Annotated in this window: 14 protein-coding genes and 1 tRNA gene; 10 read left to right on the top strand and 5 right to left on the bottom strand. The window is 36.5% G+C overall.

Annotation, left to right across the window (positions count from 1 at the left end; translation table 11 throughout):
* Positions 1-246: 246 nt before the first annotated feature.
* Both ARADI_RS11740 and ARADI_RS11735 read left to right on the top strand, forming a co-directional pair.
* A complete protein-coding gene (locus ARADI_RS11740; RefSeq protein WP_119712161.1) occupies positions 247-873 on the top strand; it encodes a TIGR04211 family SH3 domain-containing protein in 627 nt (208 codons plus the stop codon).
* Positions 874-883: 10 nt separating this feature from the next.
* A complete protein-coding gene (locus ARADI_RS11735) occupies positions 884-2,122 on the top strand; it encodes a multifunctional CCA addition/repair protein (protein ID WP_119712160.1) in 1,239 nt (412 codons plus the stop codon).
* A 6-nt stretch (positions 2,123-2,128) separates the two neighbouring features.
* Here ARADI_RS11735 and folB read toward each other — a convergent pair whose 3' ends face one another.
* Positions 2,129-2,485 (bottom strand): bifunctional dihydroneopterin aldolase/7,8-dihydroneopterin epimerase, encoded by a 357-nt coding sequence (gene folB / locus ARADI_RS11730; RefSeq protein ID WP_119712159.1) that lies wholly within the window; start codon positions 2,483-2,485, stop codon positions 2,129-2,131.
* Positions 2,486-2,853: 368 nt separating this feature from the next.
* Between folB and plsY the strand changes: the two genes are divergently transcribed.
* Positions 2,854-3,510, top strand: a complete 657-nt coding sequence (gene plsY, locus ARADI_RS11725; protein WP_119712158.1) for a glycerol-3-phosphate 1-O-acyltransferase PlsY — start codon at positions 2,854-2,856, stop codon at positions 3,508-3,510.
* A 29-nt stretch (positions 3,511-3,539) separates the two neighbouring features.
* On the opposite strand, the gene tsaD is transcribed toward plsY, so the two are convergent.
* Positions 3,540-4,580 carry a tRNA (adenosine(37)-N6)-threonylcarbamoyltransferase complex transferase subunit TsaD gene (gene tsaD, locus ARADI_RS11720; RefSeq protein ID WP_119712157.1) on the bottom strand — a complete coding sequence of 347 codons (1,041 nt, stop codon included), beginning with the start codon at positions 4,578-4,580 and terminating at the stop codon, positions 3,540-3,542.
* A gap of 324 nt (positions 4,581-4,904) precedes the next feature.
* Here tsaD and rpsU point away from each other — a divergent pair, with 324 nt between their 5' ends.
* From rpsU to rpoD, 3 genes are all read left to right on the top strand, one after another.
* A complete protein-coding gene (rpsU, locus tag ARADI_RS11715) occupies positions 4,905-5,120 on the top strand; it encodes a 30S ribosomal protein S21 (protein ID WP_119712156.1) in 216 nt (71 codons plus the stop codon).
* Between the two features lie 104 nt (positions 5,121-5,224).
* A complete protein-coding gene (dnaG, locus tag ARADI_RS11710) occupies positions 5,225-6,970 on the top strand; it encodes a DNA primase (RefSeq protein WP_119712224.1) in 1,746 nt (581 codons plus the stop codon).
* A 182-nt stretch (positions 6,971-7,152) separates the two neighbouring features.
* Complete coding sequence (gene rpoD / locus ARADI_RS11705; RefSeq protein ID WP_119712155.1) at positions 7,153-8,994, top strand: RNA polymerase sigma factor RpoD; 1,842 nt, start codon at positions 7,153-7,155, stop codon at positions 8,992-8,994.
* Between the two features lie 397 nt (positions 8,995-9,391).
* Here rpoD and ARADI_RS11700 read toward each other — a convergent pair.
* Positions 9,392-9,467, bottom strand: a tRNA-Ile gene (locus ARADI_RS11700).
* A gap of 600 nt (positions 9,468-10,067) precedes the next feature.
* Between ARADI_RS11700 and ARADI_RS11695 the strand changes: the two genes are divergently transcribed.
* The 4 genes from ARADI_RS11695 (at position 10,068) to ARADI_RS11680 (ending at position 12,308) form a co-directional block, all read left to right on the top strand.
* Entirely contained in the window at positions 10,068-10,937 is an 870-nt protein-coding gene (locus tag ARADI_RS11695) for a pentapeptide repeat-containing protein (protein WP_238149422.1), read from the top strand.
* An 89-nt stretch (positions 10,938-11,026) separates the two neighbouring features.
* Positions 11,027-11,203: a pentapeptide repeat-containing protein gene (locus ARADI_RS21105; protein WP_182853231.1), complete on the top strand. Its 177-nt coding sequence runs from the start codon at positions 11,027-11,029 to the stop codon at positions 11,201-11,203.
* Positions 11,204-11,255: 52 nt separating this feature from the next.
* Positions 11,256-11,687 (top strand): pentapeptide repeat-containing protein, encoded by a 432-nt coding sequence (locus ARADI_RS11685; protein WP_182853230.1) that lies wholly within the window; start codon positions 11,256-11,258, stop codon positions 11,685-11,687.
* Positions 11,688-11,831: 144 nt separating this feature from the next.
* Positions 11,832-12,308, top strand: coding sequence for a pentapeptide repeat-containing protein (locus tag ARADI_RS11680; protein ID WP_182853229.1), 477 nt, complete (start codon positions 11,832-11,834; stop codon positions 12,306-12,308).
* Between the two features lie 433 nt (positions 12,309-12,741).
* Here ARADI_RS11680 and ARADI_RS18530 read toward each other — a convergent pair whose 3' ends face one another.
* Positions 12,742-13,317, bottom strand: a complete 576-nt coding sequence (locus tag ARADI_RS18530; protein ID WP_238149421.1) for an acetyltransferase domain-containing protein — start codon at positions 13,315-13,317, stop codon at positions 12,742-12,744.
* Positions 13,318-13,554: 237 nt separating this feature from the next.
* Positions 13,555-13,701 carry a hypothetical protein gene (locus ARADI_RS18525; protein ID WP_238149420.1) on the bottom strand — a complete coding sequence of 49 codons (147 nt, stop codon included), beginning with the start codon at positions 13,699-13,701 and terminating at the stop codon, positions 13,555-13,557.
* Positions 13,702-13,893 lie beyond the last annotated feature (192 nt).

Raw genomic sequence — 13,893 nt, 5'->3', positions numbered from 1 at the left:
TTTCTAAAAACAAACAATTCTAATATTAATTAAGTCTACATTAATAACTAAACACCAGAAAAATAACTAACAAAGAATTTTATTCTATGGTTTTTACCTAAAAATAATAAAAAATGAAATATTATTAATAATGGCAAATCAATTAAAAGAATTATTATTTTACCTTTTTAGATTTACATCAATACATTTAACGCATTAGTATCAGCTAATAGCACTTTTTTCACAGTTTGAAGATAGTTGAATACAATGAGAAAATTTCCTTTATTTATCTTATCGTTGATAGGATTTAACCTGCCAATGACGACTCAAGCAGAAGAAACGCTTTATGTTTCTGATGAACTCCCTACCTTTATCCATCGAGGGCCTGGAACCGATTATCGCATTATTGGTAGCCTAAAAAGCGGTGATCAAGTTCAATTATTAAACACAGATGCTGAAACTGGCTACGCCCAAGTTCTTGATTATAAAGGACGAGTTGCTTGGTTACCCAAAAATCAACTAAGCAAAACACCCAGTGTAAAAGCACGTACTCCCTTACTTGAAAAGGAAAATCAAGAATTACGTGAAAAATTGACCAGCATTGATAGTAACTGGAATAATCAAACCAGTGAAATGCAAAGCAAAGTGGCTGCCAGTGATCAAACTATTGCTAATCTAACCACAGAAAACGAAAAACTGAAAAATGAATTAATTATTCGCTCAGGAAAAAAATTAGAGATTGCACAAATCAATCTTGATAATAATCGCCGTGAACTCATTTTACAGTGGTTTATGTATGGCGGTGGCGTTGCCGGTGCAGGTTTAATTTTTGGTTTATTATTACCTCATCTCATCCCACGACGTAAAAAACGTAATGAACGCTGGATGAATTAAAAAAATTACCATGCAGATTTATCTTGTTGGTGGCGCGGTAAGAGATCAGCTATTAGGGTTGCCTGTTTCTGATCGTGACTGGGTAGTGGTCGGAGCTTCCCCAGATGATTTAATCAAATTAGGTTTCCAGCAAGTCGGTAAGGATTTTCCCGTTTTTCTCCATCCAAAAACACGTGAAGAGTATGCTCTGGCTCGTACAGAACGCAAAACGGGTGTAGGCTATACCGGTTTTTCTTGCTATGCCGGACCTGATGTCACGATAGAAGAGGATCTGTTACGTCGAGATTTGACCATCAATGCGATTGCGCAAACTGAAGATGGCCAGCTGATTGATTGCTACCATGGTGAACGGGATATAAAAAATCGCCTATTACGCCACGTTTCCGCTGCTTTTGCCGAAGATCCTTTACGAATACTCAGAGTGGCACGTTTTGCTGCTCGGCTAGCTAACCAAAAATTTACTATTGCCAATGAAACACAATCGTTGATAAAAAAAATGGTTTTTAATCATGAGTTTAGTACAATTAGCGCAGAAAGAGTGTGGGGAGAAACAGAAAAAGCACTACAATCATTATCGCCAGAAATCTATTTTCGTGTCTTATATGATTGTGGCGCGCTAGCTATTCTTTTTCCTGAAATTAATCAATTATTTGGCACACCAGCAGCGACAAAATCACATCCTGAAATAGATACCGGAATACATACGCTTTTAACCTTAAAGATAGCGGCCTCTTTAACTGACAATGTCGAAACTCGCTTCGCTGCTCTCTGCCATGACTTTGGTAAAGCGCTGACCACATCTGAACAATGTCCCGCTCATGACGATTATCTTAGCAAAGGTATTTCACTAATTGAGTCTATGTGCAATCGACTACGTATTCCTAATAGAATGAAAGAGTTAGCTAAATTAGTGGCTCGTTTTCATCAACAAATCCACCAAATTCATCAGTTAACACCGGAAACTGTTATTAATCTATTTAATCAATTAGATAGTTGGCGCAAGCCGGAGCGTATCAATCAATTGGTCATCGCCTGTGAAGCAGATGCCCGCGGCCGGATAGGGCGAAAGCATATCACTTATCCACAAGCTAAATTTGTTATTGAAGCATTTAAGACTGTACAACAAGTATCAAGTAAAGATCTTATTGAGCAGGGTATAAAGGGGAGCGCGATCAGGGATGAGCTTAACCGAAAACGTATCCAGACATTCACTGAATGGTGCCAGCAACAAACAATTTTACCGATTTAAGCTAACCTAAACAGATTTTGTTCGCTCTATAATCACACCAACCTGTTTAGCCTGCGCCACCGCACCTAGTTTACAAACTTTAACGCGGACCCAACAACTATTGAACTGATTTAAAATAATATCAGCAATCTCCTGCGCCACCCGCTCTATCAATGCAAATTTTTGTGTTTCTATATGTTTAATTACCACTTGGCTAACCTGCGCATAATTTAAACAATTTTCCACTTGATCACTTTTGGCTGCCTGCTGATTATCCCATCCCATCTCAATATCGAGCAACAATTTCTGCTGGATCGTTTGTTCCCAATCATAAGCACCAATGGTTGTGAATACTGATAACTGTTCAATAAATATAATGTCCATTTAACCTTCTCTCATTTTTTTAATTACGATAAATAATCGCTTTCCAGATACTTCTCTATTATCATTGACAAAAATAGCCTAATGATCACACATTTTAGTAAAATTTGCGGCAATAATAGGAGATTAAAGACTATCATGCTGACAGATTTTGCTAAAAAAACCAAAAAGTTGAAAAATAATTCACCATAACTAAAAAATAAATTTAGCAAAGATATTCCTTAGTTTTACTAACAACTATACTGTATATTTTATTAATGATCTGATATCCCTATGATCTTTAAAACACGGTATACAAATAATACTTCGATAAAGTACATGTATTATTAATACGTTAAGTTAAAAAAGTCTTGATTATTTGGAGTAATGATATGAGTGCAATCGCACTTGGCATGATTATCTTCGCTTACCTCTGTGGTTCAATCTCCAGCGCCGTCTTGATCTGCCGATTGATAGGTCTTCCTGATCCCAGACGCCATGGTTCCGAGAATCCTGGAGCAACCAACGTGTTACGCATTGGTGGAAAAGCGGCTGCTTTAGCCGTGCTCATTTGCGACATCCTAAAAGGGATGATCCCAGTATGGCTAGCCTATTATTTAAATATTCCTCCTTTTTACCTTGGAATTATTGCCATTGCCGCCTGTTTGGGCCATATTTACCCCATTTTCTTTCGTTTTAAAGGTGGAAAAGGCGTTGCTACTGCTTTTGGCTCAATTGTTGCCATTGGCTGGGGGTTATCTAGCGTTGTCGCGGGTACCTGGCTACTGACTGTGCTACTCAGTGGATATTCATCATTAGGAGCTATTGTCACTGCTCTATTAGCGCCCTTCTATGTTTGGTGGTTTAAACCGGAATTCACCTTCCCGGTTGCGATGCTTTCATGTCTCACACTCTTTCGCCATCATGATAACATTCAGCGTCTGTGGAGAGGCCAAGAAAGCCGTATATGGCAAAAAATGAAGAAAAAAAGCGAAAAAACAAATAAAAAACTGATTCAAGCCACTAAAAAGCAAGAAAAAAATGATTAATTACTGATTACTGTGTTAGTTTTTAGACTTTAAGTCGATTTATGCACAGTTGTTGTTGCTAACGGTGATAAATCTGCTAGTGGCCAACGTGCTTTCACGGTAATATCCAGGCTATTACTCACGCCATTTTTTAAACGGATCATGCCGGCCAGCGCTATCATTGCGCCATTATCAGTACAAAATTCTGATCGAGCATAAAAAACCTGGCCACCAATTTTTGTTATCGATTCTGCCATTTTTAGCCGTAAGGTACGATTTGCACTTACACCACCTGCCATAACCAAACGCTTAGAACCCGTTTGTTCTAAAGCGCGTTTACATTTGATCACTAATGTATCCACAACAGCATCTTCAAATGCCCGAGCAATATCAGCAGCGGTTTGTTGATCCATACTATTATTACGAATGGTATTGGCAGCAAAAGTTTTTAAACCTGAGAAACTAAAATCCAATCCCGGGCGGTCTGTCATCGGACGAGGAAATACAAAACGACCAGCCTGTCCCTGCCCCGCCATCAATGAAAGTGCCGGCCCACCCGGATAATCCAAACCTAATAATTTTGCTGTCTTATCAAAAGCTTCACCCGCAGCATCATCAATTGATTCGCCTAATAACTGATATTGACCAATCGCTATTACATTAATTAACTGAGTATGTCCACCAGAGACCAATAATGCTACAAAAGGGAATTCAGGACTATTTTCTTCCAGCATTGGCGCCAGTAGATGCCCTTCCATGTGATGAATAGGAATAGCCGGCACTCGCCAAGCAAATGCTAATGAACGCCCGATTATTGCTCCCACCAATAAAGCACCGATCAAACCAGGACCGGCGGTATAAGCAACCGCATCAATATCACCAGCAGTTGAATCCGCTTGTTGTAGTGCCGCTTTAATTAAAGGAATTGTTTTACGAATATGATCGCGAGAAGCTAATTCAGGCACCACTCCGCCATAATCGGCATGCAATTTTACCTGGCTATATAATTGATTGGCTAATAAACCTAATTGATCATCATAAATCGCGATACCCGTTTCATCACAAGATGTTTCTATACCTAAAACACGCATATATTACTCACCACCTTCGCTAGTAGCGCAAGTTTATCACTATTTATGTAAAAAAGGTGCAACTTCTCAGCAAATAAATAACTGTCTATCTGGATTAAGTCAGTTATAATTAATATAAATAATTTGTAGGGCTTTTATTCATTATCATCTAGACTATGCCAACTATTTTGTTATTAAAAATAAATAATTGAGTGATTTTGTGCGTTTCGTTTTTATACAGCACTTTACAAAGCCCTATACATTGAAGTAAAATTCCGTACCATTTTAAAGACAGCTGGCTATGATATTGCTAGCAAAAATCGATTTTTTTGAGGTGAAAGGCACATGCCGGTGATTAAGGTACGTGAAAACGAGCCATTTGACGTAGCGCTACGTCGTTTTAAGCGTTCTTGCGAAAAAGCAGGAATATTAGCTGAAGTGCGCCGTCGTGAGTTCTATGAGAAACCAACGACTATACGTAAACGTGAAAAAGCATCAGCAGTAAAGCGCTATGCTAAAAAATTGGCTCGCGAGAACGCACGTCGTACTCATTTGTACTAATTGCTACGGTTCAACAATCGTAACAATTCGACAGCAGTGATTACAAAAAAACCGTGTTTTCTAACAGGAAGTACGGCTTGTTATCTTTCATCAATGAAGAGTTTATGGCTGGACGAATCCCGCGTACATTTATCAATGATTTATTGGCCAGAACCGATATTGTTGATCTTATTGATACTAAAGTGCCGCTAAAAAAGCAAGGCAAAAACCATCATGCGTGTTGTCCATTTCATAATGAAAAAACGCCCTCATTTATAGTTAATGGCGATAAACAATTTTATCACTGTTTTGGCTGTGGCGCTCATGGTAATGCCATTGATTTTTTGATGAATTATGACAAGCTTGATTTTGTCGAAACGATTGAAGAACTGGCTACCATGCATGAACTAGAAATTCATTATGAAACCGGCAATAGTTCAAACCAAATAGAGCGACATCAGCGACAAAATCTTTATCAATTAATGGATGAAATTAATCAATTTTATCAACATTTATTGAATAAATCAGACTTACAGAGTGCAAAACAATATTTAATACAGCGCGGCTTAAGTGATGAAATTATTTATCGCTTTTCTATCGGTTTTGCCCCAAGCGGATGGGACAACCTACTGAAGCATTTCGCTAAACGCGCTGATAGCCATAAACAGCTAGATGCCGCTGGTATGTTAGTTACCAATAATAATGGCCGCACTTACGATCGCTTTCGTGAACGTATAATGTTTCCAATCCGAGATCGTAGAGGACGTGTCGTGGCATTTGGTGGCCGCGTTTTAGATGACACATTACCAAAATATCTCAATTCACCAGAAACTGAGATTTTTCATAAAGGCCGTCAATTATATGGCTTATATGAAGCAACACAAAATAATCTGGCACTTTCTAAACTATTAGTTGTCGAAGGTTATATGGATGTTGTCGCTCTGGCGCAATTTTGTATTAATTATGCCGTAGCGTCATTAGGTACATCAACCACGGCAGAGCATATTCAGTTACTTTTTCGGACAACAGATACGGTTATTTGTTGTTATGATGGGGATAAAGCAGGCCGCGAAGCCGCATGGCGAACGCTTGAAACGGCACTTCCCTATTTGAGTGATGGCCGCCAACTACAATTTATGTTTTTACCTGATGGTGAGGATCCTGATTCACTAATACGTAAAGAAGGTAAAACAAATTTTGAACAACGGATGGATAAATCCCACTCTTTGTCTACATTTTTGTTTGATACATTGGTTGCACAAGTTGATTTAAGCAGTCATGAAGGTAAAGCAAAACTCAATCGTCTTGCTATCCCTTTAATTAAAAAAGTGCCTGGTGATACTTTACAGTTATATTTGGCACAAGAATTAGGTAATTTTATTGGTATTCCTGATACTTCTCGTATTTTTGCCATGATCGAAAAAGGATCGGCTGAAAAAACAAATTATCAGACACCAAAAATTAAACCGACAACAATGCGAATATTGATCGCATTATTGGTACAAAATCCAAATTTTGTCAGCCTAATTCCCACTCTTGATGGAATTAACCGCTCACAATTACCAGGATTAGCGCTGTTTTTAGAGTTAGTTGAACTTTGTCAATCTCATCCTGGCATAAATACTGGTCAATTATTGGAATGCTACCGTAATAATAAATTTGTTAAACAACTTGAAAAACTGGCAACTTGGAACGATATAGAGATAGAAGAGATAGCGGAAAAAATGTTCAAGGATGCATTAGAGCATTTATTTATTACCGCGCTTGATGAAAGGTTCGCATTTCTGATGGCAAAAGAGCGAACAGAAGGCTTAACCACTGAAGAACGTCAAGAAGTTCGTTTAATTACTATTGCAAGAATAAAACAGTAATCTTGAAAAAGTAAAAAAACATCCGGCTTAAGTGCCGTATAACGTAGGACAAGCGCCTGTAAGTTGCCATGATGTAAAGAGCATGGCAAATAAAATAATTAAATTCTCTTTAATTTTATTGTTGGCTGACTTGTTTTCGCCGACCAATACCAACCCAAGTTATGAAGTGTGGATACCGTCTTATGGAGCAAAACCCGCAGTCACAGCTGAAGCTAGTAGTTACCAAAGGTAAAGAGCAAGGCTACCTGACCTATGCTGAGGTCAACGACCATCTGCCGGAAGATATCGTCGATTCAGATCAGATCGAAGATATCATCCAAATGATTAATGATATGGGCATTCAAGTGATGGAAGAAGCGCCTGATGCCGACGATCTTATTCTGGCAGAAACTGCCACTGATACTGACGATGATGCTGTTGAAGCTGCTGCCCAGGTATTATCCAGTGTTGAAAGTGAAATAGGCCGCACAACAGATCCTGTGCGGATGTATATGCGTGAAATGGGCACCGTAGAACTACTGACCCGTGAAGGTGAAATTGATATCGCTAAACGCATCGAAGATGGCATTAATCAGGTTCAGTGTTCTGTTGCTGAATATCCTGAAGCTATCGCTTATCTATTAGACCAATACGAACGTGTTGAAAAAGGTGAAACCCGCCTATCTGATATTATTACCGGCTTCGTTGATCCAAACGCTGAAGAGGATTTAGCACCGACAGCAACACATATCGGTTCAGTATTACCGGAAGAAGCCTTAAATGATGATGAAGATAAAGACGAAGATGACGATAGTGACGACAGTGATGAAAACAATGTCGATCCAGAACTCGCTCGACAGAAATTTTCAGAACTTCGTGAGCAATATGAACGTACGTCCATTGAAATCCAAAAAAGTGGCCGTAACCATGCTAATTCAGCAGCAGAAATCGAGCAGTTGTCCGAGATTTTCAAACAGTTCCGTTTAGTACCAAAACAGTTTGATTATTTAGTGAACAATATGCGTGATATGATGGAACGTATTCGTTCTCAAGATCGTCTCATCATGAAACTCTGTATTGAACAATTCAAAATGCCGAAAAAAAACTTCATTACCCTATTCTCAGGTAATGAAACCAATGGTAATTGGTTAGCTGCGGCAAAAGCAATGAATAAACCCTGGTCTGAAAAATTAGTTGAAGTCGAAGAAGAGATACAACGCTCGTTGCAAAAACTACAACAAATTGAAGAAGAGACTGGTTTAACCATTGAACAGGTTAAAGATATTAACCGCCGTATGTCTATTGGTGAAGCAAAAGCGCGTCGAGCGAAAAAAGAGATGGTTGAAGCTAACTTACGGTTAGTTATCTCTATTGCTAAAAAATATACCAATCGTGGCCTTCAATTCCTTGATCTGATCCAGGAAGGTAACATTGGTCTAATGAAAGCGGTTGATAAATTTGAATACCGTCGTGGCTATAAGTTTTCGACTTATGCAACCTGGTGGATCCGACAGGCGATCACCCGTTCAATTGCTGATCAGGCGCGCACAATCCGTATTCCAGTGCACATGATCGAAACGATCAACAAGCTGAACCGCATTTCTCGCCAAATGTTACAGGAAATGGGTCGTGAACCCTCACCTGAAGAATTGGCAGAACGCATGTTAATGCCTGAGGATAAAATCCGTAAAGTACTAAAAATTGCCAAAGAGCCTATTTCGATGGAAACACCTATTGGCGATGATGAAGATTCACATCTTGGTGATTTCATTGAAGATACTACCCTAGAGTTACCGTTAGACTCTGCTACCTCGGAAAGTCTAAGATCAGCTACCCACGAAGTTCTAGCTGGCTTAACGACTCGTGAAGCAAAAGTTCTGCGCATGCGCTTTGGTATTGATATGAATACGGATCACACGCTAGAGGAAGTGGGTAAACAGTTTGATGTTACTCGCGAGCGGATCCGACAAATAGAAGCAAAAGCGTTACGTAAACTGCGCCATCCAAGTCGTTCAGAAGTGTTGCGTAGTTTCCTGGATGAATAACTCTTATTTATCTTTAGCGTAATAAAAAGCACCTCTAGATACTAGATAGGTGCTTTTTTATTGATAGTTATGTTAACTCAGCAGATCATTAGTAAAGTTTTTAGCCACTGTAATTAGATAACATGTTGAAAATACTAACAAAATGTTACCTAAACACCCTCGATTCAATTTCCAATCTGATATTTAGTTATCCATTAATATTAATTATTGCCAGTTGTAGGGCAGAAATGGTTGTTTTGATTGCACTGATGTCGTCGATAATTTTCGACACCACTAACTGCTGGCCTTTAGTGATAAATCCGTTGCATACAAAGACAAGCTAAAATCTGTGGCTTTAGAATAGCAAAAACCACTCATAGTAGAGTGGTATCAATTAGCTGCTATTATAGCTAAAATCTGGTGGCCCCTGCTGGATTTGAACCAGCGACCAAGCGATTATGAGTCGCCTGCTCTAACCACTGAGCCAAGGGGCCTAAGTGGGATGCATTATACGTGCTGTTTTAGTGCGGGTCTAGTCTTTATAAATCATATGCTTGTTTTATAAACAAATCAGTAAAATTAATGATTTTGCTGTGTGTAATTTATTTATTAACTATTTCAGTTTAAATTCATGGCAAATAACTGAATAAAAATAACTTATTGATAAATTTGCATTCAAAAGTTAACAGCCAAGTTATGGATGAAATATAAACTAACTCATTAGTAAATCTGCAAAAGTCAATTGATAGAGTTTAAGTATTGATAATAGGTTATGAACATAATTGATGTTGAACAACATCAAGAAAATAAATATGAATATTAAAAATCTTATACGTATTATCTTATAAGAAATAACGATCTGGATAAAATAAATAATCTAATTAATATAAATTATTGCATGACATTATTATGTTTAATTTAAAAAAATATTAGAAATAATTATATAGTATAAATTCGATATATCTAATTATATATCAATACTAATAACATATTAAGTAATATTACTATATATATCTATTGTTGTAATACCATTAATAAAAAATAAGCCAATTGCGTTTATTTTTAAATTTAATACTATTATGGAAATAGGAACTATGGCATATATAAATATGGATACCAATCGTTGTTCAATGTTTACTAATTACGCAATAAATATTAATCCGATAGAAGGAAAAGAATTAGCGACGTCACCGAAAGGCTTACTTGAACATATTATAAACTTTTTTACCCTGGGCGGAGTGGAAAGAAAATTATCTAAACAATACGATAATTTCATGCAAACAATAACCACCGCACTAGAAGAAAAAATTGCCAATTCAAATTGTTATCATATTCCTAAAGAACTCAAATTTAATTTTGATGGTTGCTCGGTAGCTATTAAACCGTCTGAATATCATTCAGACAAACTATCTGTTACCGTTGAAAGACAGACAGGAGAGAATTGTACTTCAGATATTGATGTAAAAGGATTTAAAAATACCACAATTTTAATGTTATTAAACAATAGGATTGATCCAAACATATTTATAAAAGAAGGAAAGATTCATTTATTAAATACCGATCTATCCGCCAGAATTTTAGAAGGAATTGATTTAAGCGAAGCATATTTTTCAAATGTAAATCTAAACGGAACAGATTTATCCGGCGCCAATCTGCAAAACACAAATATTATAAATGCAACATTTTATAATGCAAAATTAATTGAAACAAATTTAAACGACGCAAAAATTGAAAAAACGACATTCAAATATGCAAAATTAAATTCAGCATTGTTAGAAAGAGCCTCTATAGCCGGCGCTAATTTTGATCACGTAACACTTATTTGTGCTAACCTGACCGACACAAAAATTATTACCCTAAAATTAGCCAACGGAGAAATTAAAACCAATACCTTCAATCATGCAACATTAGACTCAGCATTGTTAGTAAAAACTACCATCGCAGGCACTCGCAACATTGATTAAGGCTGACTTGAGTAATGCAAAATTGGCCAGATTAAGACTACCCAACGGAGAAATTAAAGCCACTAAAGAATACATGTCTAGATTCAGCATTGTTAAATAACGCGACTTTAGATTCAATTGATTCACAATGTGCATCATTTTGTAAAGCCTATTTAAATCAAGCGTATATTTTTAATTCTAAATTTAACAATGCAAATTTCGCTCATGCTTCATTGAAAGAAGTAAACGGTAAAACACAGTACTTTTCAAAAAGCAATATTTACTGAAGCGAATTTAGGCCAATCAAACATAAGACTGTCTAATTTATCTGATACAAATATGCAGGATGCAAAATTAAATGACACCAATTTTCTCGGTTCAGCTTTTACATTAGCCAATATGAGCAGCGCTGATCTAACAAAGGCAAAAATGTTTTTTGTAAATATGACCGGAGCGACGCTAAATAACGCAAATCTATATCAAGCAGATTTAAACAATACGACTTTAAAAAAAAACAGGCTAAAAGAGGCCATTCTAATTGAAGCAAAGCTGAATAATACAGATCTTGTAGGCGCTGTTCTAGAAAAAGCAAACCTATCAGAAGCAGTACTTGACAATGCCGATTTAAGTTTTGCTAGTTTATATCAAGCTACCTTAAAAAGTGTTAGTTTAAAAAATACATGTTTAACTAGATCTATATTAAAAGAAACAAATATCGCTGACGCTAATTTAATGCAAGCAGATTTTACTCCGGGCATTTCATTACAATGAATAGTTGTTCCTAAAGAAAAATTAACAGAAGCAAAATGAGCGGCAACTATTTTTTTACAAAAAATAAATATTAACGAGCTAAAGATCGCTGAAGAAAATATAACAGCTACCTTATCACAAAAAACAGATGCCGTGGCAGGATATTTGGCAGCGGCTATCTTATTACATAAAAGAAATAACATTCATTTAAATAACATAACGCTCACTAATGCAAGTCTCATTAAAGCAAAATCAGCAGCCACTGCTTTATTACAAACAATAAGTTCTACTGATATAAATTCAGCAGCAAGCTTATTACAACAAACAAATATCACTAAAAGCAGCCTAGAAAATGCAATCTCATTACAAAAAACAAATCTCCCTGCTGCAATTTTAATAAACGCTAACTTAAAGAAGGCCAACCTTACTGATGCAAGTTTAACTAATGCTAACTGTCAAAAAGCTAAATTCAGTAAAGCAAATTTAGCAGGAACAAATTTTGCTGAAGCAAATCTACAGGATACAAAGTTTTCTAAAAATGATACCAAAAGAGAATTTCTGGCAGACATTAATATAGCTACCAAAAAGATTGAAAAGAAAGCAAAAAAAATAAAAAACAAGTTCAATAAACTACTCCATTGAAAACAGGTAAATCTTATGGTTATAATATACAATATATTCGCAATCATTAAATAAAATATTACTAACTTTTTTATGGTAACTCAAAGTTGGCAGGCAACCGGCTACGCCCTATTATTACGCTTAGCGCTTAGTGGTGCCTATCTATAAACTAAAAAGCCCACACCAAGTGGGCTAAATGATTAATAGAAAATTTAACTCATCATAGATGGGCATTGATGTTGGTAATTATTTTAACTAGAATTAATTCTCGCCATCCAGTTTCATCGCATAACATTAGCTAATTTTGCCAAATAATCTATAGATATTTCTCAGCCAAATTAAATCATTGCGGCGCGCCTTAAACTGGCTAAACAGCTTCACAAACGGATAAAAAAGTATCATTAATATGATGGTCACTAACCAGATCATAGCAACATGATCAAAACCAAAATACTCACCTTGATTTGTTCCCCAAATAGCCACTGCGATCAAATAGAGAAATTTCAATACATAAAAGATGCAAAATATAAAAAAACATCGGTACTGAACCATAGGTTACTAAGGGTTTTAACCATGGTAAATTTTGTTTTAACTCAAGTAACCGAAGCAGTAGTAAGCCAATACCCAGCGTCAACATAATGAATAATAAAGAAGGCGGGTATTTAGTAATATTCAAAAAACTCATCATGGTATCCAGCCAAGAGCCCGCTAATATCCATGGTTTATCACCATAGATATTAATTGTTCTTAAACAAATAAAACCAACTAACAGGCCAACACCCCAGCAATTTAGTTTCTTCAATCGCTGTTGCTGATTATAACTTTCTGTAAACCATGAATCAGCCAAATAACCAAATATAATTAAACCAATCCATGGTAGTATTGGATAAGATGTACGCGCTTTGATACTGTCAGTAATCTCAATCCATCCTCTATCATTCAGTATTGCCCAAGGAATATGCATAAAATGATCGGTTGGGAAATGCAATGTATCTAATAGATTATGACCCGCAATCAATAAAACAGTCAAGTACTACCAACAGCCATCTCGGTAACCAAAGTAAAATTGCTAAGGCAATCATCGAAAACCCAATCGCCCATATAACCTGCAGAAAAACTTTTGCCGGCGGTAATTGAAAAGTCCAAGCAAAATTGATCAACGTGAGTTCAAGGATGATAAGAAATAAGCAACGTTTAAATAAAAATTGACTAGTGGCTAACTGAGAATATGTTTTTTTACTTCCATATAAATAAGCCAATAAACCGGTCAAAAGAATAAAAACCGACGCACAAAGATGAGCAGTAAATCGACTAAAAAACGATCAGCCAGTGTTTCACCCGCTATCATTGGATCAGGGACCTGCATATGAAGGAAAAATGTTTCTCGCACATGATCTAATAACATTAAAAGCATGACAATACCTCTCTTAATGCATCGATCGATAATAATCGATTACTAACGTTGGACGGGCAAGTTATAGCGCAATTCATAGTAATCAAAACTCCCTGTATGGTCTAGTTAAAATAAAAAATGCTTCATTAGTGATAAATAGCAAAATGCTTATGTTGTAATATAACATTATGCTATCGAATTAATTAATAAAAA

The organism is Arsenophonus endosymbiont of Aleurodicus floccissimus (assembly GCF_900343025.1).
Taxonomy (GTDB): domain Bacteria; phylum Pseudomonadota; class Gammaproteobacteria; order Enterobacterales; family Enterobacteriaceae; genus Arsenophonus.
The sequence above is the reverse complement of the archived record's forward strand: the minus strand, read 5'-3'. Positions and strand labels throughout refer to the sequence as shown.

What these genes read in the sequence shown, in the direction of transcription:
- rpoD (WP_119712155.1), top strand. Translation starts at nt 7,153, where the DNA reads ATGGAGCAAAACCCGCAGTCACAGCTGAAGCTAGTAGTTACCAAAGGT.
- ARADI_RS18525 (WP_238149420.1), bottom strand. Translation starts at nt 13,701, where the DNA reads ATGCTTTTAATGTTATTAGATCATGTGCGAGAAACATTTTTCCTTCAT.
- plsY (WP_119712158.1), top strand. Translation starts at nt 2,854, where the DNA reads ATGAGTGCAATCGCACTTGGCATGATTATCTTCGCTTACCTCTGTGGT.
- ARADI_RS11695 (WP_238149422.1), top strand. Translation starts at nt 10,068, where the DNA reads ATGGCATATATAAATATGGATACCAATCGTTGTTCAATGTTTACTAAT.
- ARADI_RS11740 (WP_119712161.1), top strand. Translation starts at nt 247, where the DNA reads ATGAGAAAATTTCCTTTATTTATCTTATCGTTGATAGGATTTAACCTG.
- dnaG (WP_119712224.1), top strand. Translation starts at nt 5,225, where the DNA reads ATGGCTGGACGAATCCCGCGTACATTTATCAATGATTTATTGGCCAGA.
- ARADI_RS11735 (WP_119712160.1), top strand. Translation starts at nt 884, where the DNA reads ATGCAGATTTATCTTGTTGGTGGCGCGGTAAGAGATCAGCTATTAGGG.
- folB (WP_119712159.1), bottom strand. Translation starts at nt 2,485, where the DNA reads ATGGACATTATATTTATTGAACAGTTATCAGTATTCACAACCATTGGT.
- rpsU (WP_119712156.1), top strand. Translation starts at nt 4,905, where the DNA reads ATGCCGGTGATTAAGGTACGTGAAAACGAGCCATTTGACGTAGCGCTA.
- tsaD (WP_119712157.1), bottom strand. Translation starts at nt 4,580, where the DNA reads ATGCGTGTTTTAGGTATAGAAACATCTTGTGATGAAACGGGTATCGCG.
- ARADI_RS11685 (WP_182853230.1), top strand. Translation starts at nt 11,256, where the DNA reads ATGCAGGATGCAAAATTAAATGACACCAATTTTCTCGGTTCAGCTTTT.